The organism is Porticoccus sp. Uisw_050_02 (genome assembly GCF_047729555.1).
Taxonomy (GTDB): Bacteria; Pseudomonadota; Gammaproteobacteria; order Pseudomonadales; family Porticoccaceae; genus Porticoccus.
This window is the reverse complement of the sequence record NZ_CP159825.1, coordinates 1262709-1287597: the sequence shown is the minus strand read 5'-3', so window position 1 is coordinate 1287597 and position 24889 is coordinate 1262709. Positions and strand designations below refer to the sequence as shown.

The following is a 24889-nucleotide window of genomic DNA, read 5'->3' as shown; positions in this document are numbered from 1 at the left end:
CTTAATATCAAGAAAATAAAATAAAGGCAGCCAATGTGCTTGACAGGCATTGCGCTCAGCCTTAAGATCTCGCCTCCTTTTTTCAGGGTTCTGATGAACATGCAGAATCTGTAGGCTCTTTTTTTAGATAGATAGTTGGAGTTTGGTTCCATGAAGGATCAACGTATACGTATTCGTCTCAAGGCATTTGATCACAAGCTGATTGATGCTTCGACACAAGAAATTGTTGAAACGGCCAAGCGTACTGGTGCGCAAATTCGTGGACCGATTCCTTTGCCTACCCGCAAAGAACGCTTCACTATTTTGACTTCCCCGCATGTGAACAAAGATGCGCGTGATCAGTATGAAATTCGTACTCATAAAAGATTGCTAGATATTGTAGAGCCGACCGAGAAAACAGTAGATGCTCTGATGAAGCTAGATTTAGCAGCAGGAGTTGAAGTTCAAATTAGTCTAGGTTGAGTTAGACAATAAGATATAAATTATTTTTCAATAAATAAGCCCATGCTCAGCCAACGCTGAGTGGGTGTAACGCTCTGAAATGGGCGGCCATAGCGGGTAAAAGCCCCGTACACTATGAGGTTATACAGATGGTTATTGGTATTGTCGGCCGCAAAAGTGGTATGACTCGTGTTTTCAATGATAGCGGTGCTTCAATCCCTGTTACAGTGGTTGAAGTCGAACCTAATCGTATCACTCAAATTAAAACCGATGAGATAGACGGCTATTCTGCTGTTCAGGTAACTGTTGGTGCTCGTCGCTCTTCGCGTGTCAGTAAATCAGAGGCCGGACATTTTTCTAAAGCCGGTGTCGAGGCTGGACGTGGTATTTGGGAGCTGAGAACTGATAAATCTGTTGAAGTTCAAGTCGGTGAAAGTATTGCTGTTGACCAGTTTGCAGTGGGCCAGAAGGTAGATGTTACAGGCACATCAAAAGGAAAGGGCTACGCTGGTGTTATTAAGCGTTGGAACTTTGCTATGCAGGATGCCACTCATGGTAACTCACTATCTCATCGTGCTCATGGCTCGATTGGTCAATGTCAAACTCCTGGGAGAGTATGGAAAGGTAAGAAGATGTCGGGTCATATGGGTAGCGAGAAAGTTACCACTCAAAACCTAGAAATTGTACGTATTGATATCGAGCGCAACCTGCTTCTTATTAAAGGGGCGGTGCCGGGTGCGCCGGGTAGCGATGTGATCGTTCGTGCGGCTGAGAAGAGCTGAGGGGATCGTTGATGGAACTAAATATTTCAAAAACTAAAGGTAAGACTGAAACTATTGAAGTTTCTGACTTAGCTTTTGGTAAAGAATTTAATGAAGATCTAGTGCATCAGACAGTTACTGCTTACTTGGCAGGTGCTCGTCAAGGCACTCGTGCTCAAAAAAATCGAGCCGCTGTATCTGGTGGAGGCCGCAAACCTTGGAAACAGAAAGGCTCTGGTCGAGCTAGAGCTGGAACTATCAGAAGCCCTATATGGCGTTCTGGGGGCGTAACATTCGCTGCTCAACCGCAAGATCATTCGCAAAAATTAAATCGTAAGATGTACCGTTCTGCAATGCGTTCTATTTTGTCAGAACTAGCTCGCCAAGAACGTCTAGTTATAGTGAAAGAATTTGATCTCGAGGCCCCAAAAACTAAATCCCTAATTCAAAAATTAGGCGACTACAATTTAGACAGAGATGTACTAATCGTAACTGAAGAAGTTAGCGAGAACCTTTATCTATCTTCAAGAAATTTGCACAAAGTAGATGTTAGCGATGCTATAGGTATTGATCCTGTTAGTTTGATTCGTTTTGAAAAAGTAGTAGTGACTGTTCCTGCACTTAAAAGAATTGAGGAGATGCTAGGATGAACCAAGGACGCATTTTCAAAGTCTTGTTAGGGCCGCATTTTACAGAAAAAGCTACTTCTGCTGTTGGATCTGCTAATCAAGTGGTATTTAAAGTCGTTAAAGATGCGACAAAGCCTGAGATAAAGTCAGCAGTTGAGCAACTTTTTGATGTTAAGGTTTTAGGTGTTTCTGTTGCCGTGATGAAAGGAAAGACAAAGCAAACTAAGTACGGGTTGGGTAGACGCTCTACTTGGAAAAAAGCATACATCCGTTTAGAGCAGGGTCAAGAAATTGACTTTGCGTCTGCAGAGTAAAAGGGAGTTGTTGACATGCCAGTTATAAAGAGAAAACCAACATCCCCAGGCCGTCGCCATGTGGTTAGTGTTGTAAACCCTGACCTACATAAAGGCGCCCCGCATGCTCCTTTGCTTGAGAGTCAATCAAAGTCGGGCGGCCGCAACAATAATGGCAGAATCACTACTCGTCATATTGGTGGTGGACATAAGCAGCACTACCGATTAATTGATTTTAAGCGAAACAAGGATGGCATTCCGGCTAAAGTTGAGCGCTTAGAATATGATCCAAACAGAACCCCCTATATAGCGCTTGTATGTTATAGAGATGGAGAGCGTCGTTATATAATCGCTCCCAAGGGTTTAGCTGTTGGAGATGTAATTGAATCAGGTGCTGGTTCGGCAATTAAGGCGGGCAATACGCTCCCTCTTGCCAACATACCGGTAGGTGGCATTGTTCATTGTGTTGAGATGAAACCAGGCAAAGGTGCTCAAATTGCTCGTAGTGCTGGAACCTCAGCACAATTAATTGCGAGAGAAGGGCAGTATGCAACTCTTCGACTTCGTAGTGGGGAGATGAGAAAAATTCCTGTAGCTTGTCGTGCAACTATAGGTGAAGTATCAAACAGTGAGCATAGCTTGCGCTCTCTAGGTAAAGCTGGAGCTTCGCGTTGGCGAGGTGTTAGGCCCACTGTTCGTGGTGTTGTTATGAATCCGGTTGATCATCCACATGGTGGCGGTGAGGGTCGCACATCAGGTGGTCGTCATCCAGTGTCTCCTTGGGGTATGCCTACCAAAGGTTACAAAACACGCAAAAACAAGCGCACGGACAATATGATTGTTCGTCGGCGTACTAAAAAATAATTAGTAGAGAATGAGGAAACAATAGTGTCACGCTCTCTCAAAAAAGGTCCATTCCTTGATTTACATTTAGTAAAGAAAGTTGATGAGGCAAAGGAAAAAAATGATAGGCGTCCAATTAAAACTTGGTCTCGTCGCTCAATGGTCAGCCCCGATATGGTGGGCTTAACTATTGCAGTTCATAACGGTAGACAGCATGTGCCCGTCATGATTAATGAAGAGATGGTTGGACATAAACTCGGTGAATTCGCTCCAACACGTACCTTTCGTGGGCACGTTGCGGACAAAAAAGCTAAGCGATAGAAAGCTTGAGAGGTAAATGACTGTGGAAGTAGCAGCTATATTGCGTGGTACTAAATTATCGCCCCAAAAGGCTAGACTTGTTGCCGACCAGGTACGAGGAATGCCTGTAGAGGCGGCTTTAGATGTCCTAACTTTTAGCGAAAAGAAAGGTGCCGACATAATTAAAAAAATACTGCTCTCTGCAATCGCTAATGCTGAGCACAATGAAGGCGCAGATGTAGATGAACTTTCTGTATCAACAATTTATGTTGATGCGGGTAAGACATTAAAACGTGTTAGCCCTCGTGCAAAAGGTAGAGCTGATCGTATATTAAAACGCCACTGTCACATTACTGTGAAAGTTGCTGATGGGGAGACCGTTTAATGGGTCAGAAAGTACATCCAAATGGTATGCGTCTGGGGATTGTTAAAACACACACCTCGGTTTGGTATGCAGGTCAAAAAGACTATGCAGATAAATTAAATTCAGATCTTTCTGTGCGAGAATTCCTCAGAAAAGAGCTGTCTAGCGCTTCTGTTAGCCGGATTGATATAGAGCGTCCCGCACAGAGTGCTCGTATCACTATCCATACAGCCCGTCCAGGTATTGTGATAGGGAAAAAAGGAGAAGGTGTCGAACGTTTACGTAATCAGTTGTCTGTGATAGTCGGTGTACCGGTGCACGTTAACATTGAAGAAGTGCGTAAACCTGATCTCGATGCATTGCTGGTAGCACAAAGTGTTGCTCAGCAACTAGAGCGACGTGTGATGTTTCGTCGTGCTACAAAAAGAGCTGTTCAGAATGCTATGCGTCAAGGAGCAAAAGGTATAAAGATTCAGGTGGGTGGTCGTCTTGGTGGTGCAGAAATTGCTCGATCAGAATGGATCCGCGAAGGTCGTGTACCTCTGCATACGTTTAGAGCAGACATTGATTACAATACCGCTGAAGCAGCAACCACTTACGGTATTATTGGTGTTAAGGTTTGGATTTTCAAGGGTGAAGTGTTTGGGGTTGAAGAGGCTGCGCAAGTGCCTACTAAAAATCAACCACTAAAATAAGAATTAAGATGGCGAGTTAAGGGTAAAGCGAGATGCTGCAACCAAAACGTACAAAATTCCGCAAGCAACATACCGGTCGTAACCGTGGTCTTGCATTGCGTGGTAGTAAAATAAGCTTTGGCGAGTTTGGATTAAAGGCTGTTGGCCGGGGTCGTCTGACCGCGCGTCAAATTGAAGCAGCGCGTCGTGCAATGACTCGCCATATTAAGCGAGGCGGTAAAATTTGGATTAGAGTTTTTCCTGATAAGCCAATTACCAATAAGCCTCTTGAGGTTAGGATGGGTAAAGGTAAGGGCAACGTAGAATACTGGGTCGCCCAGATTCAGCCTGGTAGAGTGCTCTATGAAATGGATGGTGTTTCTGAGGCATTAGCTAGAGAAGCATTTGCCTTGGCGGCGGCTAAATTGCCGATTCAAACAACCTTTGTTATAAGATCGGTGATGTGATGAAAGCTAGCGAATTAAGAGAAAAGTCTGTTGATGAGTTGAACGCAGAGTTAGGAGTCCAATTGGAGCGTCAATTTAAATTGCGCATGCAGCTGGCAACTTCGCAACTAGGTCAGACCCATCAAATTAAAGATGCACGCAAAGATATTGCGCGTATTGAAACAATATTAAATGAGAAAGTGGGTAATTCAAATGACTGAGGCAGCTTCTAGATCTAGTACTTTGTCAGGTCGTGTGGTCAGCGACAAAATGGATAAAACAGTGACGGTTGTAGTTGAACGTCGCGTGAAACATCCGTTGTATGGGAAGATTCTAAATAAGTCTTCTAAAATTCATGCCCATGATGAAAAGAATGAATGCCGTATTGGTGATGTTATAACAATTATAGAAACGAGACCTATGTCCAAGACCAAATCTTGGGCTCTGGTTAAAATCGACGAGCGTGGTGCTGAGATTTAGTTGATAACCAGCAATAACTGGTTAGGAGACATAGGATGATTCAAACAGAAAGTTATCTGGACGTAGCAGACAACAGCGGTGCACGCCGCGTGATGTGCATTAAAGTTTTAGGTGGCTCTCACAGACGTTATGCGCGCATCGGCGATATTATTAAAATTACCGTTAAAGAAGCAATCCCTCGTGGTAAGGTTAAAAAAGGCCAGGTGATGAGCGCGGTAGTTGTGAGAACTAGAAAGGGTACTCGTCGGTCAGATGGCAGCGTGATTAAGTTTGACGATAACGCAGCAGTTTTGCTGAATGCCCAATTGGCACCTATAGGAACAAGAATTTTTGGTCCTGTGACTAGAGAATTAAGAACTGAGCGTTTTATGAAAATTATTTCCCTTGCGCCTGAAGTGCTTTAGCCGGGGAAGAGGAAAGGATTATGTCTAAAATTAAGCGTGATGATGAGATAATCGTCACTGCCGGAAAAGATAAAGGCAAGCGTGGAAAGGTGCTAAAAGTTAAAACTGATGGCCGCCTTATAGTTTCTGGTATTAATATTGTAAAAAAACACCAAAAACCTAATCCGCAAAAAAATGTTACTGGCGGCATTATAGAAAAGGAAGCAGCTATTCAAGCTTCTAATGTAGCTATTTTCAATCCGACCTCAGAGAAAGCTGATCGGGTAGGCTTTAAAATTCTTGAAGACAATAAAAAAATTCGTGTCTTCAAATCTAGCGGCGAAGCCGTTGGTGTTTAAATTAGATCGGAAAATGACATGGCAAGGCTGAACGAAGTATATAAAAATGAAATTGCTGGCAAGCTAAAAGAAGATCTTGGCTTAACCAACACAATGGAAGTTCCCAAGATCACCAAGATCACGCTTAATATGGGTGTAGGTGAAGCATTAGGCGATAAGAAGGTGCTAGAAAACGCGGTAGCTGAAATGACTTTAATCGCAGGGCAAAAGCCTGTAGTTTGTTTAGCTCGAAAATCCATTGCTGGGTTTAAAGTTCGTGAAGGTTGGCCGATAGGCTGCAAAGTAACTCTTCGCAGTGAGCGCATGTATGAATTTTTGGAGCGTTTGATTTCTATTGCTATTCCCCGCATAAGGGATTTTCGTGGATTTAGCCCCAAATCTTTTGATGGGCATGGAAATTTTTCTATGGGTGTTACCGAGCAAATTATTTTCCCTGAGATAGATTTTGATAAAGTAGACGCAATGCGCGGCATGGACATTACTATAACTACCAGTGCTCGCAATAATGATGAAGGACGGGCTCTTTTGCGCGCTTTCAACTTTCCACTGAAGGATTGAGGTTAAAATGGCTAAAATATCAATGATTGAGCGTGAAAAGAAGCGTGCAAAAATTGTAAAAAAGTTTGCCGAGAAACGAAAAGCATTAAAGATCGCTATCGTTAATCTGCAGCTTTCTGATGAGGAGCGCTGGGAAGCACAAGTTAGCTTGCAGAAACTTCCTCGCAATGCTAGCCCTAGCCGTCAGAGAAACCGTTGTCGCCAAACAGGTCGACCTCATGGTGTTTATAGTAAATTTGGTTTGTGTCGCATGAAGCTACGTGAAGCTGCGATGCGTGGTGATGTGCCTGGCCTAGTTAAGGCTAGCTGGTAAAACGTCTCGAATTGAGGAATTGAACTGATGAGCATGCAAGACCCAATAGCAGATATGCTGACCCGCATACGTAATGCACAGATGGCAGAAAAGAAAATTGTTTCTATGCCTTCTTCTGCACTTAAGTCGGCAGTTGCAGAAGTGTTGAAAAATGAAGGGTACATTAAAGGTTTTGGCGTTGAAGAAGCCATCAAGCCTCAACTTTCGATAGAGTTAAAATATTTTGAAGGCAAGCCTGTTATAGAGGAGATTGATCGCTACAGTCGGCCCGGCCTACGGAAGTACTGCGGTGCTTCTGAGCTACCCTCTATTCGTGGTGGTTTGGGAGTGGCTATCGTATCTACAAGTAAAGGGGTGATGACCGATCGTGCTGCTCGTGCTGCTGGTATCGGTGGTGAAGTCCTTTGTACAGTATTCTAAGAGATAATAGAAATGTCTAGAATTGCAAGTAATCCTGTAAACATACCATCTGGTGTTGAAGTGCAAATCAATGCCGATGAAATTTTTGTAAAAGGATCGAAAACCGCGTTATCTATGCCTATTCATGCCGCTGTTGAAATTAAACAGGCGGATAGCATCCTAACATTCGCTCCCAAAGACGAGAGCAAAGGTGCTGATGCTATGGCTGGAACAACACGTTCTTTGGTGAGCAATATGGTTGTCGGTGTCAGTCAAGGTTTTCAGAAAAAATTACAATTAGTTGGAGTTGGTTATCGTGCTCAACTTCAAAATAACAAGCTTAACCTGTCGTTAGGTTTTTCTCATCCCGTTGAGTTTGCTTTACCTGACGGTGTTACAGCTGAAATTCCAAGCCAAACAGAAATTGTCCTTACGTCAGCAAATAAGCAATTGCTTGGTTTGGTGGCGGCAAAGATTCGCGCCTTTAGGCCCCCAGAGCCCTATAAGGGTAAAGGTGTACGCTATGCTGATGAGCAAGTGCATCGTAAAGAAGCTAAGAAAAAGTAGGTTAGAAGTATGAGCAATAAAAAAGAATCACGCATGCGTCGAGCGAGACGTACTCGTAGCAAGATTAGTGATCTAGGAGCCAACAGACTGTGCGTCAATAGGACGCCCAAGCATATTTATGCCCAGGTTATTTCGCCAGATGGTGGGCATGTGCTGGCTTCAGCCTCTACTTTAGATGCTGCTTTGCGTAGCGGAAGTACTGGAAATGTTGATGCAGCTAAGGGCGTAGGGCTTTTGGTGGCGGAGCGTGCAAAAGAAGCGGGTATCTCTGTGGTAGCGTTTGATCGCAGTGGATATAAATACCATGGTCGTGTTAAAGCTCTTGCCGATGCTGCACGTGAAGCTGGTCTTAAATTCTAAAGGTTTTAGCGATATGTCAAGAAATCAAAAAGGAAGCGAAGCGTCTGACGAAGGCTTACAAGAAAAGCTTGTTCAGGTAAATCGAGTTGCCAAGACTGTTAAAGGTGGTCGTATTTTCGGTTTTACAGCACTTACTGTTGTAGGTGACGGTAATGGAAAAGTAGGATTTGGCCGAGGAAAAGCTCGTGAAGTTCCTATGGCGATTCAGAAAGCCATGGAAGCGGCTCGACGCAATATGATTAATATTGATTTAAATGGCACAACTATACAGTATGCAATAAAAGCAAATCATGGAGCTTCAAAAGTTTATATGCAACCTGCTTCAGATGGTACTGGAGTAATTGCTGGGGGTGCCATGCGTGCAGTTCTTGAGATTGCTGGGGTGCATAATGTTTTAGCTAAATGTTACGGTTCCACCAATCCAGTTAATGTTGTTCGCGCTACTTTTAAAGCGCTGCAGTGTATGAATTCTCCTGTGACAGTTGCAGCTAAGCGTGACAAGACTGTCGAAGAAATTCTGAATTAAGGTTAATTATCACCATGACGAAGATTAAAAAAATTAAAGTTACCCAGGTGCGCAGCACTAATGGTCGGTCGGCATCGCATAAAGCGTCTATTGCTGGATTGGGTTTACGCCGTATTAGACATACCGTTGAGGTGGAAGATACACCTTCAGTGCGCGGCATGATTAACAAGGTCCACTATCTAGTTAAGGTTGAGGGGGAATAGTATGCGTCTTAATACGCTAAGTCCGGCACCAGGGAGAACCAAAGAAGCTAAGCGTGTCGGTCGAGGCATAGGCAGCGGCTTAGGAAAAACTGCTGGACGGGGGCATAAAGGCCAAAAATCTCGTTCAGGCGGAAGTGTTCGTCCGGGTTTCGAGGGTGGTCAAATGCCTTTGCAAAAACGCCTACCTAAATACGGCTTTACATCTCGCATATCGCGCGTGACGTCTGAAATTCGTTTGAGCGAACTAAACCAAATAGATGGTGATATTGTTGATATTCAATCTCTGCGTGCCGCAGGATTGATTAATAGTCACATTACTCGAGCAAAAGTGTTTCTTTCTGGTGAGCTTTCCAAAGCTGTTGTTCTTAAAGGTCTTCGTGTGACAAAGGGAGCTAAGATTGCAATTGAAGCTGTCGGCGGCAAGGTAGAAGAGTAGAATTTAATGACGAAAGCCGGCATACAAAAACAAGGTGATTCAAAAGGTTTAGGTGAGCTTTGGACTCGCTTGCGTTTTTTGTTTATAGCTCTTGTTATTTATCGCATTGGCACCCACATACCAGTGCCTGGTATTGATCCTGACCGTTTATCTGAATTGTTTGGACAAAATCAGGGGACAATTGTTGGAATGTTCAACATGTTTTCTGGTGGCGCGCTGGAGCGTATGAGTATTTTAGCCTTAGGAATCATGCCATATATATCTGCCTCTATTATCATGCAGCTAATGTCAGCAGTGATTCCTTCGCTCGAGCAGCTTAAGAAAGAAGGTGATTCTGGACGTCGCACGATAAACCAGTATACTCGCTACGGAACAGTTCTATTGGCTACACTTCAGGCAATCGGTATGTCTGTAGGATTGGCGGGCCAAGGTTTGGCTTATGCGGTAGATTTTAGTTTCCATTTTATCGCAGTCATTTCGCTGGTTACTGGTGCTGTGTTTTTAATGTGGTTAGGAGAGCAGATTACCGAAAGAGGAATTGGCAACGGCATATCAATGCTTATTTTTGCAGGTATTGTTGCAGGCATTCCTTCGGCTATTGGGCAAGCATTGGAATCATCACGTCAAGGCGAACTGCATATCCTAGCTTTATTGCTAGTTGGAATTCTGGCGGTTGCAGTCGTTTATTTTGTTGTATTTATTGAGCGCGGCCAGCGGCGAATAACAGTTAATTATGCTCAACGTCAACCAGGTCGAGGGCCAGCCCAGGCAAGCCATCTTCCACTGAAAGTAAACATGGCCGGCGTTATTCCAGCAATTTTTGCCAGTAGCCTGCTATTATTTCCTGCATCTATTGCCCAGTGGTTTGGACAGGGCGCCGGCTCAGCAGACTGGCTTCAAGAGGTAGCACTTTTTATCGGTCCAGGACAGCCCTTGCACATCCTAATGTTTGCTGGATTGATTATTTTCTTCTGCTTCTTCTATTCAGCATTAATGTTTAATCCTCGTGAGATGTCAGACAATTTAAAACGAGGCAATGCTTTTTTGCCAGGGATAAGACCCGGAGAGCAAACTGCAAAATACATAGACGGTGTGATGACAAGATTAACCTTAGTCGGAGGCCTTTACATGACTGCAGTATGCCTTTTGCCGCAATTTTTAAATGTGTACTTAAATGTTCCTTTTTATCTCGGTGGTACTTCGCTGCTTATTGCGGTGGTGGTAACAATGGATTTTATGTCTCAAGTGCAGTCACATTTGATGTCGCATCAATATTCTTCTTTGATGAAGAAGTCTAACCTTAAAGGATATAGCGGTCGAAGCCGTTAATTAGAATAGAGGATTTATTATGAAAGTACGCGCATCTGTAAAAAAAATGTGTCGTAACTGTAAGATAATTAAGCGAAAAAGTGTCTTGCGTGTTATCTGCAGTACTGAACCCCGTCACAAACAACGTCAGGGTTAATTGAATAGAGTTATTGATTTTTACTACAAGCAAAGCTATTCTCTTGCGCCTTTTTGGGTTACTCCTGTTGCGGGAGTTATTTTAGATAGTAGGATTGCAAATAAATATTAAAGTGGAGTGAACAGATGGCCCGTATTGCCGGTGTCAACATACCTGATAACAAGCATGCAGTGATTTCTCTCACGTATGTTTTTGGAGTAGGCCGTAGTACTGCTAAGGCAATTTGTGCTCGCGCGGGTATTGCTGAAAATATAAAAATATCTAATTTAAGCGAAGTGCAAATTGATGCCATTCGGGGTGCTGTTACTGAGCAGACCGTTGAGGGCGACCTGCGTCGTGAAGTTAGCATGAACATTAAAAGACTGATGGATCTTGGTTGTTATCGCGGTCTTCGTCATCGTCGAGGCTTGCCTTTACGCGGGCAACGCACCAAAACTAATGCGCGAACTCGAAAAGGGCCACGCAAGCCCATTAAGCGATAGAAAAGGATACGTATGGCAAAGCCTGACAAAAAAATCACGCGAAAGAAAGTAAAAAAGACCGTAATTGACGGCGTGGCACATATTCACGCCTCTTTTAATAATACTATTGTGACTATTACAGATCGCCAAGGTAACACTCTAAGTTGGGCCACCTCTGGTGGTTCTGGATTTAGAGGATCTCGGAAAAGCACTCCGTTTGCTGCGCAGGTTGCAGCTGAACGTGCTAGCGAGGCTGCCCAAGAGTTTGGGTTAAAAAACCTTGATGTAGAGGTTAAGGGTCCAGGCCCAGGTCGCGAGTCCGCTGTACGTGCTCTTAACAATGCAGGGTACAAAATTACTAATATTACTGACGTCACGCCTATTCCACACAACGGATGTCGTCCGCCGAAAAAACGTCGCGTATAAAGAGGGTAGTAAGCAAATGGCAAGATATCTAGGACCGACATGTAAACTTTCTCGCCGCGAAGGTACAGATCTATTTCTGAAAAGTGGAATCCGACCCTTGGAGTCTAAATGCCATGCAGATAGTGTTCCCGGGCAACATGGTGCTCGCCGCGGACGCCTTTCTGATTACGGGGTTCAGTTGCGTGAGAAACAAAAAGTGAAACGTACGTATGGGGTTCTTGAAAAGCAATTCCGTAACTACTACAAAGAAGCAGCTGTCATTAAAGGGGCAACAGGTGAGACCTTGTTGAGGCTTCTTGAGCAGCGCTTAGATAACGTTGTATATCGCATGGGGTTTGGTTCAACGCGCTCTGAATCACGACAACTGGTTGCTCATAATGCAATTCTAGTGAACGGCATAAAGGTTAATATTGCTTCCTATCGAGTTAGCGAGAATGATGTTGTAAGTATTCGTGAAAAATCAAAAAAACAATTACGCATACAGGCAGCACTACAAATTTCTGGACAACGAAGCGCTGTTGATTGGATTGAAGTGGATTCAAGTAAGATGATTGGGACATTTAAGCGTTATCCAGATCGTGCTGAGCTTCCGTCCGAAATCAATGAGAACCTTATTGTAGAGCTTTACTCTAAATAAAATTTTTAAGATTTAAAAGCCAATTAATCGATAAGAGGCAGTTAGGAATATGCATACATCAGCAAATGAGTTTTTGACACCACGTACTATTGATGTAACCGAATTAAGTTCCACCCGATCCAGGGTCGTTCTTGAGCCTCTTGAGCGTGGTTTTGGGCACACCTTAGGGAATGCTTTGCGCCGAATTTTATTATCCTCAATGGCTGGATCAGCTATAGTCGAGGTAGAGATGGATGGCGTGTTACATGAGTATAGTAGCTTGCAGGGTGTCCAAGAAGACGTAATTGAAATTTTACTTAATCTTAAGGGCGTAGCTATTATTCTGCATGAAAAAGATGAAGTAACCTTGACGCTTACCAAGAAAGGTAAAGGCGCTGTTACTGCCGGGGATATAACTGTTGACAGCACATGTGAAATTACCAATCCTGAGCATGTGATTGCAAATATTACAGCAGCCAGCGCAAAGCTTAATATAAAACTTCATGTGGTAAAAGGAAGAGGTTATCAGCCTTCTAATCTTCGCATAGATGCCTCTGATGAGGATCGTACTATAGGTCGACTGCAGCTGGACGCTACCTTTACACCTGTTAGGCGTGTTTCTTATGTGGTCGAGAGTGCTCGTGTTGAACAACGCACTGATTTAGATAAATTAGTGTTAGACATAGAAACCGATGGGACAATCGATCCAGAAGAGTCTATTCGCCGCGCTGCAACTATCCTGCAGCAACAGCTGGCTGTTTTCGTAGATCTTCAGAGTGAAAGTGCTGCGTTGCCCGAAGAAGAAGAAGATCTGGTTGATCCTGTTCTCTTGCGTCCGGTTGATGATCTGGAGTTAACGGTACGCTCTGCAAATTGTCTCAAGGCTGAAAATATTTACTATATTGGTGATTTGGTTCAGCGTGCGGAAGTTGACTTGCTGAAAACCCCAAATTTGGGAAAAAAATCTCTAACCGAAATTAAAGATGTGTTAGCTTCTAGAGGTTTATCTTTAGGTCTTCGTCTTGAGAATTGGCCGCCAGCAAGTATACGCACAGAAACTGAAGCTGAAGTAGTTTAGTTTTTTATCATTTCCAGCTTAAGCAAGCCAGGAATTCAAAATTTTATTGCTGAGATAGCAAAATTTTTTAAGGAAATAGAACCATGCGTCATCGTAAGAGTGGTCGAAAATTAGGCCGCACAGGTGCACATCGTAGAATCATGTTTCGTAATATGGCTACGTCTTTAGTTGAGCACGAGCTAATAAAAACTACCTTACCGAAAGCAAAAGAGCTGCGTAAGATCGCCGAGCCTTTAATTACTTTAGCTAAAGTAGACAGTGTAGCTAATCGGAGGTTGGCATATAGTCGACTTCAAGATAAGGCTGCTGTAGGAAAATTATTTTCTGAATTGGGCCTTAGATACCAAGATCGTCCTGGGGGCTATATTAGCATTTTAAAATGTGGCTTCCGATCAGGCGACGCAGCACCAATGGCTTATGTTGGACTAATGGATCGGCCAGAGGTTGAAGCTGTAGAAATTGATGCGGAAACAGAAGATAGTTAATTTTTTTATAAATCTTCTTGACCATTAAACAGCCGGATATTATTCCGGCTTTTTAATGGTTGCTGATTTTTTCTTGAGCCCAACCTTATTTGATGGAATTTTGAGGAGCTCGCTATGATAGCGGGAGTTGTATATGGAAGGTGGTCCCCACATCTAAATCAGAAGTGATTGCCAGCTGACCTTTGTGTTGTTCTGTAATAATAAAATATGAAAAAGATAGGCGTTTTGCTGAGTCATAGTTACAGCTTACTGATTGGTTGGTAAAAAAAGGCTCAAAAATAAATTGCTGTTCTTCTTTGCTAACACCTAAGCCGTTATGTTGTATCTTGACCCATAGTGCTTCATAGCACTCCATAACTTTAATCTTTATTAGGGGTTTTGATTTTTCAGGTGTGACTTCACTGATTGCATAACAAGCATGACGAAATAGGCTTAATAATACTTGTTTCATTTCTGAGGAAAAAAAAGGTATTTGGGGAAGATTTTCTTCAAAGTCAATTTCAACCTTAATATCACTAAATTTTAGACCAGAGGGAGAGGTGATTACCTTGCAAGCTAGTTCAAGAGTGTCACTAACGAGAGAAGGAATGGCGCCGAGTTGTTTTTTGCCTCCCCTGCTAACAGAAAAATCTACAAGATTGTCAATAATAGCTAGAACTTGTTGGCCTCGTTGGCTGGCATCTAACAGTGGCAATTTTAGCCTTTCTCCATCTTTATTTTTTAAGGAGTCTAGTTTTTCTATGTTGGACAGTCCTTGGTTTAAATTTTTCAATATACACTGTAGAGGGAAATTGATATCGTGCGCCATAGTTGAGGCTAGTTCTCCCATAGAAGACATCTTGTCTCTTTGTATAAGCATGTTTGCAGTAAGAATGGTCTCTGTTACGTCATCTATCAAAACAACTACGCCGGTTGCTTTTTGGTCTCTAAGTGGGTAAATAGTTATGTCGAAGTGATACTGACCTCGCTGGCTATGCTTAATTGTTGTGGCTTGACTCTGAGTTTGAGCATAGCTAATTTGTGCTGGGGTAATAGTTATGGCTGGATAAGTTTGCCAAAGATCCTTACCTAAGGCCTGTGCAGAGCTGATCCCTGTAATAGACTCAGTTTTTTGATTCCATCGAGTTATTTTCCCATGCTGATCTAAACTTATTAGCATGAGGGGCATGGAGCTTAAAATACCAGCTATATATGACTCCGACGAACGAAGTCGCTCTGTTGTTGTTTTATGTTGTGTTATTTCGCCCTCTAAAAGTCTATTTGAGTCTTTTAGTAGTTGGTTGTATTGATCCAAAGTAGCAGTTCTTTCTAATACGCGCTGCTCAAGTTGATTTCGTATTTCCTCGAGGGCTCTGTTCGATTGATGAGCTTGCCTTCGACTAAAAAAAAGCATTATGGCGGTGGTTGATAAAAGGATAATGAAGATCCCGCCGGACCAATTGGCCAGATGTTGCCAGTTGGTATGACCGTCTTCATTGTTTAGGAAGGTTATCATGCCTGCATTTACAGGGAAAATCGGGGTTAATATACACAAATAATACAAATATTTTTTCATATCTGAACGCCACTCTCACAAAAGGTTATTCTAAAATAAGAATATCATGCCTAGCGCAAACACGAATCCTGACCAGATTAGCGTCACTGTGCAATAGCCCATTATATCCCTGATTTTGAGTCTTGCGATACCTAGCAATGGAAGAGCCCATAACGGTTGAATCATGTTGGTCCATGCATCGCCAAAGGCAACAGCCATAGCAGCTTGATGTAGCGGAACACCTAATGATTGCGCTGCAGGAATTACAATGGGAGCCTGGATGGCCCACTGCCCTCCACCTGAAGGCACAAAAATATTCACTAGGCCAGCACTAAGGAAGGTCAGTAGTGTAAAATTGTCAGCATTTGAGATGCTGACAAACCATCCCGACATAGATGCGGCTAATCCAGAACCTACCATCATGCCCATAATCCCAGCATATAAAGGGAACTGAAGCACAACCCCGCAGAGCCCTTTTACTGCCTCGCTAAGCGCAGCCAGATAGGATGCTGGCGACTGATGAAGCAAAAGCCCTGCTACCAGAAAAATAAAGTTAATGGTATTTAGACCAATAGCGCCATCATACGTAATATAGTCTACTAAATAGTATGCGCCGAGCAATCCTAGCAAAAAAGTGGGCAATCGGTGATTTTCGACGTAATTAGCAGGGGTGCTGATCTTTATATCGGGGTTTGTGTTAATATTTATTTTGTAGGGCTCTACTTCAATAGTTTCTGCCGGTGGAGGTAGCATCAGCCTATTAACCAGGGGCAGCGTGACAAAAAGAATGAGACATATAGTTAGAGATTCCCAGCTGAAAATTGTTTCAGACAAGGGAATGGTGTTTCCCTCTAGCAGGGCGCTTAATTCATCACCATCGGTTGCGGCAATCTTTAATGGTATAGAGGCTGATAGCCCTGCATGCCAGACAAGCATGCCAGAGTAAGCCGAGGCAACTAGGAGGGGATAGTGCACCCCTTTTACTTGGAGAGCGATCTGACGCGCCATTAATGCGCTGGCAATCAACCCGAAGCCCCAGCTAATCCAGCAACAAATTAAGGCAATCATAGTCATTAATACAATTGCCTGTTCTGGAGTTTTGGCTATGGAGGCGATTTTTTTCAAACCCCCTCTTACCGCTTCTGTTTGCGCCAGAACACTTCCGGTGAACAGGGTAATGGTTACCTGCATGGAGAACACTAAAAGATCCCACACCCCATCACCCCATAATCGAACCATATGCGTAGGTGAATAGTCTTGTGTAATTACACCGGTAATTAAAACTATAAAAGTTATTATGATGGCGATAACGAACGCATCAGGTAGCCACCGCTCCATGATGTGAGCAAAAAACTTGGAGGTGCGTCTGATCATTATGGGAGCGTATCCTTATGCTTGGTCCATGAAAGTAAGACTACTTCTGCTCAAAGGGGGCTAAAGATTAACTGATGTATGGTTGCGATGGAAAAATTCTTTTGTGTCGATGTCCATTAATCGCATGCGCCCACCCCAAACATATCCGGTATCTAAAGGAAAAATGTTTTCTTTTTCGATACGCCCTTCCAGTGCAGCCCAGTGTCCAAAGATAATCTTAGCATTTTTTGATAACCTTTTTTCATGCCTAAACCAAGGCAAAAATCCATCTGGCGGAATTGCAGAGGTATTATTAGATGTAAAATCGAGTTGTCCCAATAGAGTGCAAAAACGCATTCGTGTAAGGTAGTTAGCGATAACCCTCCATCGTTTTACTCCAGTCAGACTATCATCCCAAATATCTGGTTGGTCTCCATACATGGCGTTAAAAAATTCACCTGATTGGGTGCCACAACGTAAAACAGTATTCAATTCTTCCGCTAACTGCATAGCTTTTGCTAAGGACCATTGAGGAGGGATTCCCGCATGAACTAAAATGTAACCTTTTTCATTAATCATCATTGGTTGCTGTTGAAGCCAATGTAGGAGCTTTTCTCTATCGGGAGCATCAAGTATTGCTTGAAATGTATCGCTAGAGCTAATTTTTCTTGACCCATAAGCCGTAGCCAGTAAGTGCAGGTCGTGATTGCCTAGAACCATCCTAAAACTGTTGCCTAGTTTGTAGCAAAATCGAAGTGTTTCAAGGGAGGAGGGGCCTCTGTTCACTATGTCGCCAACAGACCACAAAAAGTCTTTATCCGGATCAAATGATACTTCTTCTAGTAAAGATATCAGTGGTTCAAGGCAACCCTGAATATCGCCTACGGCATAGGTGCTCAATGCACTGCTCCTGGCACAGACAATAAAAATACTGGGATAGAGACATCGAATGCTGTTTCCGAGTTACAAGACATTTGATAGTATCCCTCCATGGTGCCAACTTGAGTGTTAAGCGTGACACTGCTTGTGTATTGGTATGCTTCCCCTGGCGCAATAGTTGGCTGCTCTCCTACAACGCCAAGACCTTTAACTTCTTTGGCTTGCGCATCTCCATCAGTGATAATCCAATGCCGGCTAATCAGTTGTACCGAGCGGCCTCCATTATTTTTAATGCTAACATGATAAATAAAAGAAAATTTCTTATTCATTGGATCTGAATATTCCGAAGAATAGTGGGGGGTCACGCCCACAATGATATCATTCATAACAGGGAGCTCATTTGGTTGCTAAGCTGCACAAACTGCTCAACGCTGAGATTTTCTGGGCGAAGAGTTAAATCAACATCAAGTTGTTTGAGGCGCCTATCAGGAAGAATTAATTTTAACGAATTTCGTATAGTTTTTCGACGTTGCTGAAAGCATGTTCTTACTAGTTCAGACAGGAGGGCTAGATCAGTTGCCTTGTATGGTGGACTTGAATATGGCTGCAACAATACCATGGCTGAATCGACTTTAGGTATTGGATTAAAAGCAGAAGGTGGCACTAAGAATAAGGGATGCACTTTACAATAATATTGAATCATTACGCTCAGCCTGCCATAACTTTTTTGTCCAGGCAATGAGCCAAGTCGATCCACCACTTCTTTCTGAAGCATAAAATACATATCAGAAATACATTCATTGAAGCCTAGCAAATGAAATAAGAGCGGCGTGGTAATATTGTATGGCAGGTTACCGACAATTCGTAGTGGGCGCCCATCAGTGCAAAATTTTCGAAAATTTATTTTTAGCGCGTCTCCTTGGTGGATCTCAAGATTAGCATATTGCTGGAACTTGTCCTTAAGAACTGGAATCAAATCCCGATCTAACTCAATGATGCTAAGCCTCGGGCATTTTGTTAATAGCGGGCCTGTTATTGCACCTTGCCCGGCTCCGATTTCAATCAAGTTGTCATTTTTTTCTGGCTTGATGGCCTCAACTATTAGTTCGATAACACCCCGATCAACTAAGAAGTTCTGACCGAAACGCTTACGTGCCTGATGCTCGTTTTTTTTATGGGAATATTTCATTGGTTTAGCATGACCATTCTTCTGGCATATTCAATGGCGGCAACCAAGCTTCCTTTGTTTCCTTTGCCAGTTCCAGCCAAATCAAGAGCTGTGCCGTGGTCAACAGATGTTCGTATAATCGGCAACCCTAGTGTGACGTTAACTGCGCTTCCAAATCCTTTGTATTTGAGCACTGGTAACCCTTGGTCATGGTACATTGCTAATACTACGTCACAATTTTTTAAATATTTTGGCGTAAACAGTGTATCGGCAGACAGGGGCCCCTCAAGACGAAATCCTTGATTTCGCAGCTGATCCAAACAAGGCGTAATAATATTTATTTCTTCCATTCCCAGATAGCCGTCTTCTCCTGCATGAGGGTTGAGACCGCAAACCAATATTTTGGGGCATTCAATCCCAAATTTTTGTTTTAATTCGCTATTAAGAATGCAAATAGTCTTTTTTAATAGATCCTGTGTAATGGTTTTTGACACATCAGAGAGAGGTATATGTGTTGTTACAAGAGCTACCTTGAGGCCCTCGGTAGCAAGCATCATGACTACTTTTTTAGTGGAAGTTTTTTCTGCTAAAAATTCTGTATGGCCGGTGAAACTAAACCCCGCAGCGTTAATCACACCCTTATGAATAGGCCCGGTAACCATTGCATGACAATAGTTATTTTGGCATGCAATCAATGCTTGGGAGAGTGCATCTAGCACATATTTCGAGTTATCTGGATTAAGGACTCCTGGTACTACTTTGCAGCCTAAAGAGATGGGCTGTATTGCAATCTCTCCACCCTTGAGTGCTTTAGGGCGCCCTGGAGCTGCCGCACGAAGTTTAATAGGTAAATTTAGTTGCTTGGCTCGCAATTCCAATAGATTTGGATCCGCATAAGCTATCAGCTCAAAATCAAGCGGTTGCTGGATGAGTTGAATAAGTAAATCTGGTCCTATGCCAGAAGGTTCACCTGGGGTTACAGCTATTCTTATCACAATTTGATGTCTACAAAAGCCTCATCTCTAATCTCTTTAAGCCAGACCTCTAACTCTTCTCGGTATCTTTTTTGTTTTAGAGTATTTTTGGCCTGAGAGCGCTTTATTGTATCAGTGAAATCTTGATCGCGGCGTTCTGTGACCTGTAAAATATGCCATCCAAATTGAGTTTTAATAACTTCGCTGATTTCGTTTATATTAAGTGCATTCATTGTTTTTTCAAATTCAGCCGCAAATTTACCAGGAACCGACCAACCCAGGCTCCCGCCAGACATTGCTGTACCGATATCTTCGGAGTGGGTTCTAGCAACGTCATCAAAATTCTTGCCATTTAATATTTTATTGCGAATTTTATTGGCTATCTCTAGAGTTTTTTCGTCATCTCGGATTTCATTTGGCACTAGCAGTATATGTCTGATATTGTGCTGCTGTACAAGATTTGATGAGGCTATACCTCTTCGATTGTATAGCTTTAACAGGTGAAATCCAGCAGCACTACGTATGGGTTCGCTAATTTGTCCTGGAGATAGATTTTCAATTGTCGCACTGAATATTTCAGGCAACTGAGAGGCTTTTTTCCAGCCTAGGTCGCCACCCTGAGAAGCTTTATTTCCTTTAGATTTGACAATAGCAAGACTCTTAAAGTCTTCTCCATTTTTGATTTGAAAATAAATGTTCAAGATTTCTTCCTGAATTTTAGCTACTTTTTCATCGGAGGATTCGGAAGCTACAGGTAGTAAAATGTGTCCAATTTGGAAATCAGGGGTCGCCCATGAACGCCCCTCTTCGGTATTGAGAAAGTTGTCGATCGCTTGTTCGCTAATAGATATGCGCTTATTAAGGTTGCCTTCCTGAACTCGACCTATGAGCATCTGCTCTCTTACTTTTTGACGAAAAGTTGCAGCCGTTACGCCTGATTGCTGTCCTTCATCGAGCAGGTCCTGCATAGTTTTATTTTGCCGTTGAGCTGCTTGTTCTATAGCTTGATTTACTTCCGTATCACTAAATCTGACCCCGGCTTGCTTCGCCTTAAGTAGCTGGATACGCTCAATAATCAAGCGCTCTAAAACTTCGGCTATAACTTCATCTTGGGGTGGACCTGCTCGATCACTTTCTCTTATTCGATCAAGAACTTCAAGCGTCCTATCTTCTAGCTCGCTGCTCATGATCACTTCATCATTTATTGATGCGACAACTTCATCCAAAAGGACTTCTTTTGCGGGTACCAATGAAGCAAATGAGACTGCTAGTATTGCGCCACATAAGTGCTGAAAAAAGATATTTTTTGATATCATTGCTGTGTCTTCATGAATTAGTTATTTGGTGCTTCGTAGCCATACACACCATCTGTTAATATGGACTCCATTTTGGACCCAAAGCCTGCAATGCCTTTGATCTGGAGCGAAAGGAATACACCTTTGTCTTCCGCTAAGTCGTCCATTGGTAATACAATATTGTCGTCTCTATCAATCCACTTTCGGGCAAGCAGACTTAGGCGTACACAGCAGCTCTCATATTGAACTCCAAAAAATGTTTCTAGGGTTCTGCTGTTAGTAACATCATAGTTATAGCGACCCACAATGTTCAAGCTTCTTGTTATCGGCACTGCAGTAGAGAAATCACTTTGTTCAATATCGTTGTTATATTTTTTTCCATTAAGTGTGACCGGGGTCTGATTATTGAAACGATAGCTGATGTTAAGAAGCCTATTATCGTCTCCATTATAGCGCAAACTAGTGCTTGCCCGATCTAGCTCGTTGTCATCTGAATCGTATTGGGCGCTAGCAAGGGCTTGCCAGTTGTCCCCAAGTCTCATTTCAAATTCTGCAGCATAAGGAGATTCGTCCCTTCGCATTTCCTTGTTTATAGATGAATCTAGAGATACAGTTCGATCATCTAGATAAAATATTTGACCAGCGCTCGCACGCATTTTTTCAATGCCAGAACTATCATCAATTAGTCGTGTAGTAAATCCAACAGAAACTTGCTTCGAATCAGTCACACGATCTCCACCGCTAAAGTGCTCATCTCTAAATAGTGAGCTGTATCCAAAAGTTGATAATGCTGTGTCAAACAATGGAAGATCGTCTTGATTTTCTTTTTTGGCATAGACTATGTAGAGTCTCGGCTCAAATGTATGCGTGTACCCATTGAGCCAAGTGGTTTTTCTTTCTAAGTATATTCCAGTATCTATAATTCCTATAGGCACCGTGACTGACGGACTATCATCATTTTGTCCAGAAACTGGAGAATCAAGGTCATATGCCATATGTTTCACCTTAACAGTAGGACGAAAGTATCCCCAGTCCCACCATTTATTCCAGCTTGCCGCATAAGCTAAGTTAAGCCTGCGTCCAGTAGTTTTGGTGCTATCGTTATGATCATAGTCGCTATACTGGTTCTCTAAATCAAAATCAAAATCACCAACGCTAAAGCTTTTGTTGGCTTGAACTCTTGGCAATAACTTGTATTGGTCAGCCCCGTCTTTAATAAGTGTTTGATACCCAGAACCTTCAATTGAGACACCCCAGTTTTTTATAGAAAAACCCAGATGACCGTGCTGGCGAAGGTACGATTGGCTATTGACCTGCAGTGTTGTTGTATCAAGATTTTGAAAATAATCTTCATCGCTTGCCCTTGTATAATTGAGAGTAGATCTGAGATGGCCGAAGTCTCCTCTATGCTGTATATCTGCTAGCCATCGATCCTCTCCTTCATTCTCTCTTTTTCCTGTAACCGCATTGATTGTTTCATCATCGTCATCTCCGCCGTCATCACTTGCTAAAAATGCACCACTAAAAATAGTTTCAGATAATTCAGACAGATGCCTCATTTCGAGTTCGGCCATAGCCCCTCGTTCCTGCACATAACGTGGGGTAAAGGTAGCATCATAATTGGGAGCCAAGTTAAGGTATATTGGCTGCGAGAAGTCTAACCCGTTTTCTTCGCTACTTTCCCAGCTAGGAAATAAAAGACCACTGGTTCTCCTCTCATCTATCGAAAATCGAACCCATGGAAGATATATGACGGGAAGATCTTTTATCTCTAAACGCACATGCTTAGCTGTAGCAATTCCTGTTCCAGGGTTAATTCGAAGCTTGGAACTGACTAGTCGCCAAGCGTTATTGCCTGGCTCGCATGTGGTGTAAGTGCCATTATCAATATAAAAAATATCTCCACCTGGGCGCCTGAGCATGCTAGCTGACCCACGAGCTCCAGATTCATGGAGTAGGTAGGAGGCATTATTTATTTCTACATCTAGTGAGTTCATGTTCACATGCGCGGCATCACCTCTGAGCAGGAGGCCTGGCTCTCGAAGTTCTATGTGACCATCCATGTCGACCGTACGATCATCTTGATTGAGTGTAGCAGCATCACTACGCGCTTGACGGTATCCTTGTGTTAGATGCACATCACCTTTGAGGTAGGCAACATTATCCTGGATTAACTCTGTGGACGAGGAGGCAACTCTTAATGATGCATCTTCAGGGTTGAGCTCTGAGTCTGGATAGCTACGCTCTGGTTCTATATAGGCACCACAGCAACCAGAAGATCTTTTCGTTAGCTGATCTATAGAGAGATCTTCTTCATCTATCCAGTCGAGATTCTTGGCTAGTTTTACTTTTGGTACTAATTCAGTTTGATTTTCTTCGTCCTGAGGGACATCAAGAACTTCATCTTTGATTGGTCTTGGGTAGGATTTTCCTGCTATCGACTGCTGCCCACACACCCATCCGCCATTTTTCCCTGTATCGCACTCCCACTGCAGGTAAGTATTACTTGTTTCTGCTAACGAGAGACCGCATACCAGTATCATGCTAAAGAAGACCAGCATTGTCTGCGAATACAATGAACATAGCGTTCTATTGATTTTTACGCAGATGTAACTTGCACTTTTTAGTATCATGATTACCCGTAATCTATAAATAAAAATTGTCATCAGTATGCCGATCCTACATTTTACTCATTCTGAAGCATCATGCGAGGGTTTGAGGTAGAATCTGTAGTCTTTTTTTTAATTGAATGACAAATATGACAAATTTATTTTATTTACGAGATTGGGTTGAGAAGTATTTGCCTCGAGGTGTTGTTTTGAGTGAGCCAATATTTCTTGACCCACTTAATGGCGATGCGGGTTTTAGGCAATATTTTAGGGTTAATTCTAATCCATCCCTAATAGCTGTATTGGCCCCACCATTGCTTGAAAATAACTTTAATTTTGTAAACATATCCTCTTGTTTTCGAGAAGGCGCTCTCCATGCGCCATTAGTTCATGCAGTAGATTATCAGTCAGGATTTTTACTACTTGAAGATCTTGGCGATCATTTGTTGTTGCCTCTTCTAGCCGGAAAGAATCAAAGTCAGCTCTATGATTTTGCTGAAATAGAGCTCATAAAAATCCAAAAAATTTCCAAAAATAAGACAATATTTCCAGAGTATAGCCGACAGGAACTGCTCAAAGAAATGACTATTTTTATTGAATGGTTTGTCAGAAAATTGCTTAATATCGAGCTGAGCCCTGCTGATTTGAGACTGCTTGATGATGCTTTCTCAATTATTGCAGAGAGCGCATTGGAGCAGCCGCAAGTGGTAGTGCATCGCGATTTCCATTCGCGTAATTTGATGCAGTTACCTGATGGCTCTATCGGTGTCATTGATTTTCAGGATGCAGTCATAGGACCTATTACCTATGACATGGTTTCCTTATTCAGAGATTGTTATATACGGCTGCCTAAAGAGTATGTTGTACAGCGAGCATTAAATTGCTATCAACAGGCCGTAGATGCTGGTATTGCTCCAAAAATTTCTGATAATCAGGTGATTAGATGGTTTGATTTGATGGGCTTGCAGCGACATATTAAGGTGCTTGGCATTTTTTCTAGACTTCACTTAAGAGACGACAAGCACGATTATCTTGATGACTTGTCGCTTGTAATTCGCTATATCTTGGAGCAGTTGAGGCCATACCCAGAGCTAAAAAATTTCACACTTTGGTTTGAACAATATGTGCTTCCAGAAGTATCTCGACAACCCTGGTTTCAGTCTTTGGAGGCAGCTGGAGAGATTTCAGCAACAAGCAGCTCAGGAGATTAA

General features: G+C 42.7%; 37 protein-coding genes. 29 read left to right on the top strand and 8 right to left on the bottom strand.

What is annotated here, in order from left to right; all coding sequences use genetic code 11:
- Positions 1 to 150 precede the first annotated feature (150 nt).
- The 28 genes from rpsJ (at position 151) to rplQ (ending at position 13866) form a co-directional block, all read left to right on the top strand.
- Positions 151 to 462, top strand: coding sequence for a 30S ribosomal protein S10 (gene rpsJ / locus ABXT41_RS06255; protein WP_415390657.1), 312 nt, complete (start codon positions 151 to 153; stop codon positions 460 to 462).
- Between the two features lie 128 nt (positions 463 to 590).
- A complete protein-coding gene (gene rplC, locus ABXT41_RS06250) occupies positions 591 to 1223 on the top strand; it encodes a 50S ribosomal protein L3 (protein WP_415390656.1) in 633 nt (210 codons plus the stop codon).
- Positions 1224 to 1234: 11 nt separating this feature from the next.
- The gene (rplD, locus tag ABXT41_RS06245) at positions 1235 to 1852 is read left to right on the top strand and encodes a 50S ribosomal protein L4 (protein WP_415390655.1); all 618 of its coding nucleotides are present in this window, start codon (positions 1235 to 1237) and stop codon (positions 1850 to 1852) included.
- Positions 1849 to 2145, top strand: a complete 297-nt coding sequence (rplW, locus tag ABXT41_RS06240; RefSeq protein WP_415390654.1) for a 50S ribosomal protein L23 — start codon at positions 1849 to 1851, stop codon at positions 2143 to 2145. The genes rplD and rplW overlap by 4 nt, the downstream gene beginning before the upstream one ends.
- A 15-nt stretch (positions 2146 to 2160) precedes the next feature.
- The gene (gene rplB / locus ABXT41_RS06235; protein WP_415390653.1) at positions 2161 to 2988 is read left to right on the top strand and encodes a 50S ribosomal protein L2; all 828 of its coding nucleotides are present in this window, start codon (positions 2161 to 2163) and stop codon (positions 2986 to 2988) included.
- A gap of 24 nt (positions 2989 to 3012) precedes the next feature.
- On the top strand, positions 3013 to 3288 hold the full coding sequence (gene rpsS / locus ABXT41_RS06230) for a 30S ribosomal protein S19 (protein ID WP_415390652.1): 276 nt from the start codon (positions 3013 to 3015) through the stop codon (positions 3286 to 3288).
- Between the two features lie 22 nt (positions 3289 to 3310).
- Complete coding sequence (gene rplV / locus ABXT41_RS06225; RefSeq protein WP_415391471.1) at positions 3311 to 3652, top strand: 50S ribosomal protein L22; 342 nt, start codon at positions 3311 to 3313, stop codon at positions 3650 to 3652.
- On the top strand, positions 3652 to 4326 hold the full coding sequence (gene rpsC, locus ABXT41_RS06220) for a 30S ribosomal protein S3 (protein WP_415390651.1): 675 nt from the start codon (positions 3652 to 3654) through the stop codon (positions 4324 to 4326). The genes rplV and rpsC overlap by 1 nt, the downstream gene beginning before the upstream one ends.
- A 32-nt stretch (positions 4327 to 4358) precedes the next feature.
- Complete coding sequence (gene rplP, locus ABXT41_RS06215) at positions 4359 to 4772, top strand: 50S ribosomal protein L16 (protein ID WP_415390650.1); 414 nt, start codon at positions 4359 to 4361, stop codon at positions 4770 to 4772.
- A complete protein-coding gene (rpmC, locus tag ABXT41_RS06210) occupies positions 4772 to 4972 on the top strand; it encodes a 50S ribosomal protein L29 (protein WP_415390649.1) in 201 nt (66 codons plus the stop codon). The genes rplP and rpmC overlap by 1 nt, the downstream gene beginning before the upstream one ends.
- Positions 4965 to 5231 (top strand): 30S ribosomal protein S17, encoded by a 267-nt coding sequence (gene rpsQ / locus ABXT41_RS06205; RefSeq protein ID WP_415390648.1) that lies wholly within the window; start codon positions 4965 to 4967, stop codon positions 5229 to 5231. The genes rpmC and rpsQ overlap by 8 nt, the downstream gene beginning before the upstream one ends.
- A gap of 35 nt (positions 5232 to 5266) precedes the next feature.
- Positions 5267 to 5635 (top strand): 50S ribosomal protein L14, encoded by a 369-nt coding sequence (gene rplN / locus ABXT41_RS06200; protein WP_415390647.1) that lies wholly within the window; start codon positions 5267 to 5269, stop codon positions 5633 to 5635.
- A gap of 20 nt (positions 5636 to 5655) precedes the next feature.
- Positions 5656 to 5973: a 50S ribosomal protein L24 gene (rplX, locus tag ABXT41_RS06195; protein WP_415390646.1), complete on the top strand. Its 318-nt coding sequence runs from the start codon at positions 5656 to 5658 to the stop codon at positions 5971 to 5973.
- Between the two features lie 18 nt (positions 5974 to 5991).
- Positions 5992 to 6531: a 50S ribosomal protein L5 gene (gene rplE / locus ABXT41_RS06190; RefSeq protein ID WP_415390645.1), complete on the top strand. Its 540-nt coding sequence runs from the start codon at positions 5992 to 5994 to the stop codon at positions 6529 to 6531.
- Positions 6532 to 6538: 7 nt separating this feature from the next.
- Entirely contained in the window at positions 6539 to 6844 is a 306-nt protein-coding gene (gene rpsN / locus ABXT41_RS06185) for a 30S ribosomal protein S14 (protein ID WP_415390644.1), read from the top strand.
- A 27-nt stretch (positions 6845 to 6871) separates the two neighbouring features.
- Positions 6872 to 7264, top strand: a complete 393-nt coding sequence (gene rpsH / locus ABXT41_RS06180; RefSeq protein WP_415390643.1) for a 30S ribosomal protein S8 — start codon at positions 6872 to 6874, stop codon at positions 7262 to 7264.
- A 12-nt stretch (positions 7265 to 7276) separates the two neighbouring features.
- Positions 7277 to 7810: a 50S ribosomal protein L6 gene (gene rplF / locus ABXT41_RS06175; protein ID WP_415390642.1), complete on the top strand. Its 534-nt coding sequence runs from the start codon at positions 7277 to 7279 to the stop codon at positions 7808 to 7810.
- Positions 7811 to 7819: 9 nt separating this feature from the next.
- Positions 7820 to 8170, top strand: coding sequence for a 50S ribosomal protein L18 (gene rplR / locus ABXT41_RS06170; RefSeq protein ID WP_415390641.1), 351 nt, complete (start codon positions 7820 to 7822; stop codon positions 8168 to 8170).
- A gap of 13 nt (positions 8171 to 8183) precedes the next feature.
- Positions 8184 to 8696, top strand: coding sequence for a 30S ribosomal protein S5 (rpsE, locus tag ABXT41_RS06165; protein WP_415390640.1), 513 nt, complete (start codon positions 8184 to 8186; stop codon positions 8694 to 8696).
- 14 nt (positions 8697 to 8710) lie between these two features.
- Positions 8711 to 8899: a 50S ribosomal protein L30 gene (gene rpmD, locus ABXT41_RS06160; RefSeq protein WP_415390639.1), complete on the top strand. Its 189-nt coding sequence runs from the start codon at positions 8711 to 8713 to the stop codon at positions 8897 to 8899.
- Position 8900: 1 nt separating this feature from the next.
- Positions 8901 to 9335, top strand: a complete 435-nt coding sequence (gene rplO / locus ABXT41_RS06155; protein ID WP_415390638.1) for a 50S ribosomal protein L15 — start codon at positions 8901 to 8903, stop codon at positions 9333 to 9335.
- Between the two features lie 6 nt (positions 9336 to 9341).
- Entirely contained in the window at positions 9342 to 10664 is a 1323-nt protein-coding gene (gene secY, locus ABXT41_RS06150; RefSeq protein ID WP_415390637.1) for a preprotein translocase subunit SecY, read from the top strand.
- Positions 10665 to 10683: 19 nt separating this feature from the next.
- Positions 10684 to 10800, top strand: a complete 117-nt coding sequence (gene rpmJ, locus ABXT41_RS06145; RefSeq protein WP_415390636.1) for a 50S ribosomal protein L36 — start codon at positions 10684 to 10686, stop codon at positions 10798 to 10800.
- A 125-nt stretch (positions 10801 to 10925) separates the two neighbouring features.
- Complete coding sequence (rpsM, locus tag ABXT41_RS06140; RefSeq protein WP_415390635.1) at positions 10926 to 11282, top strand: 30S ribosomal protein S13; 357 nt, start codon at positions 10926 to 10928, stop codon at positions 11280 to 11282.
- A 12-nt stretch (positions 11283 to 11294) separates the two neighbouring features.
- Positions 11295 to 11687, top strand: a complete 393-nt coding sequence (rpsK, locus tag ABXT41_RS06135) for a 30S ribosomal protein S11 (protein ID WP_415390634.1) — start codon at positions 11295 to 11297, stop codon at positions 11685 to 11687.
- Positions 11688 to 11703: 16 nt separating this feature from the next.
- Entirely contained in the window at positions 11704 to 12324 is a 621-nt protein-coding gene (gene rpsD, locus ABXT41_RS06130) for a 30S ribosomal protein S4 (RefSeq protein WP_415390633.1), read from the top strand.
- A 49-nt stretch (positions 12325 to 12373) separates the two neighbouring features.
- Positions 12374 to 13381 carry a DNA-directed RNA polymerase subunit alpha gene (locus tag ABXT41_RS06125; RefSeq protein WP_415390632.1) on the top strand — a complete coding sequence of 336 codons (1008 nt, stop codon included), beginning with the start codon at positions 12374 to 12376 and terminating at the stop codon, positions 13379 to 13381.
- A gap of 83 nt (positions 13382 to 13464) precedes the next feature.
- The gene (gene rplQ, locus ABXT41_RS06120) at positions 13465 to 13866 is read left to right on the top strand and encodes a 50S ribosomal protein L17 (RefSeq protein WP_415390631.1); all 402 of its coding nucleotides are present in this window, start codon (positions 13465 to 13467) and stop codon (positions 13864 to 13866) included.
- A gap of 112 nt (positions 13867 to 13978) precedes the next feature.
- Here the strand turns inward: rplQ and ABXT41_RS06115 are convergent, their stop codons facing one another.
- Genes ABXT41_RS06115 through ABXT41_RS06080 form a run of 8 tightly spaced genes read right to left on the bottom strand, consistent with a single transcriptional unit; the run spans position 13979 to position 23735 of the window.
- Entirely contained in the window at positions 13979 to 15421 is a 1443-nt protein-coding gene (locus ABXT41_RS06115; protein WP_415390630.1) for a two-component system sensor histidine kinase NtrB, read from the bottom strand.
- A 30-nt stretch (positions 15422 to 15451) separates the two neighbouring features.
- Positions 15452 to 16774 (bottom strand): short-chain fatty acid transporter, encoded by a 1323-nt coding sequence (locus tag ABXT41_RS06110; protein ID WP_415390629.1) that lies wholly within the window; start codon positions 16772 to 16774, stop codon positions 15452 to 15454.
- Between the two features lie 60 nt (positions 16775 to 16834).
- A complete protein-coding gene (locus ABXT41_RS06105) occupies positions 16835 to 17653 on the bottom strand; it encodes a symmetrical bis(5'-nucleosyl)-tetraphosphatase (RefSeq protein WP_415390628.1) in 819 nt (272 codons plus the stop codon).
- Positions 17650 to 18018 carry a Co2+/Mg2+ efflux protein ApaG gene (gene apaG / locus ABXT41_RS06100; protein WP_415390627.1) on the bottom strand — a complete coding sequence of 123 codons (369 nt, stop codon included), beginning with the start codon at positions 18016 to 18018 and terminating at the stop codon, positions 17650 to 17652. The genes ABXT41_RS06105 and apaG overlap by 4 nt, the downstream gene beginning before the upstream one ends.
- Positions 18015 to 18821 (bottom strand): 16S rRNA (adenine(1518)-N(6)/adenine(1519)-N(6))-dimethyltransferase RsmA, encoded by an 807-nt coding sequence (rsmA, locus tag ABXT41_RS06095; protein WP_415390626.1) that lies wholly within the window; start codon positions 18819 to 18821, stop codon positions 18015 to 18017. Before rsmA ends, apaG begins: the two co-directional genes overlap by 4 nt.
- On the bottom strand, positions 18818 to 19792 hold the full coding sequence (pdxA, locus tag ABXT41_RS06090; RefSeq protein ID WP_415391470.1) for a 4-hydroxythreonine-4-phosphate dehydrogenase PdxA: 975 nt from the start codon (positions 19790 to 19792) through the stop codon (positions 18818 to 18820). The genes rsmA and pdxA overlap by 4 nt, the downstream gene beginning before the upstream one ends.
- Entirely contained in the window at positions 19792 to 21090 is a 1299-nt protein-coding gene (locus ABXT41_RS06085) for a peptidylprolyl isomerase (protein ID WP_415390625.1), read from the bottom strand. The genes pdxA and ABXT41_RS06085 overlap by 1 nt, the downstream gene beginning before the upstream one ends.
- 17 nt (positions 21091 to 21107) lie before the next feature.
- A complete protein-coding gene (locus ABXT41_RS06080; RefSeq protein ID WP_415390624.1) occupies positions 21108 to 23735 on the bottom strand; it encodes an LPS-assembly protein LptD in 2628 nt (875 codons plus the stop codon).
- 92 nt (positions 23736 to 23827) lie between these two features.
- Between ABXT41_RS06080 and ABXT41_RS06075 the strand changes: the two genes are divergently transcribed.
- Positions 23828 to 24889 carry an aminoglycoside phosphotransferase family protein gene (locus ABXT41_RS06075; protein WP_415390623.1) on the top strand — a complete coding sequence of 354 codons (1062 nt, stop codon included), beginning with the start codon at positions 23828 to 23830 and terminating at the stop codon, positions 24887 to 24889.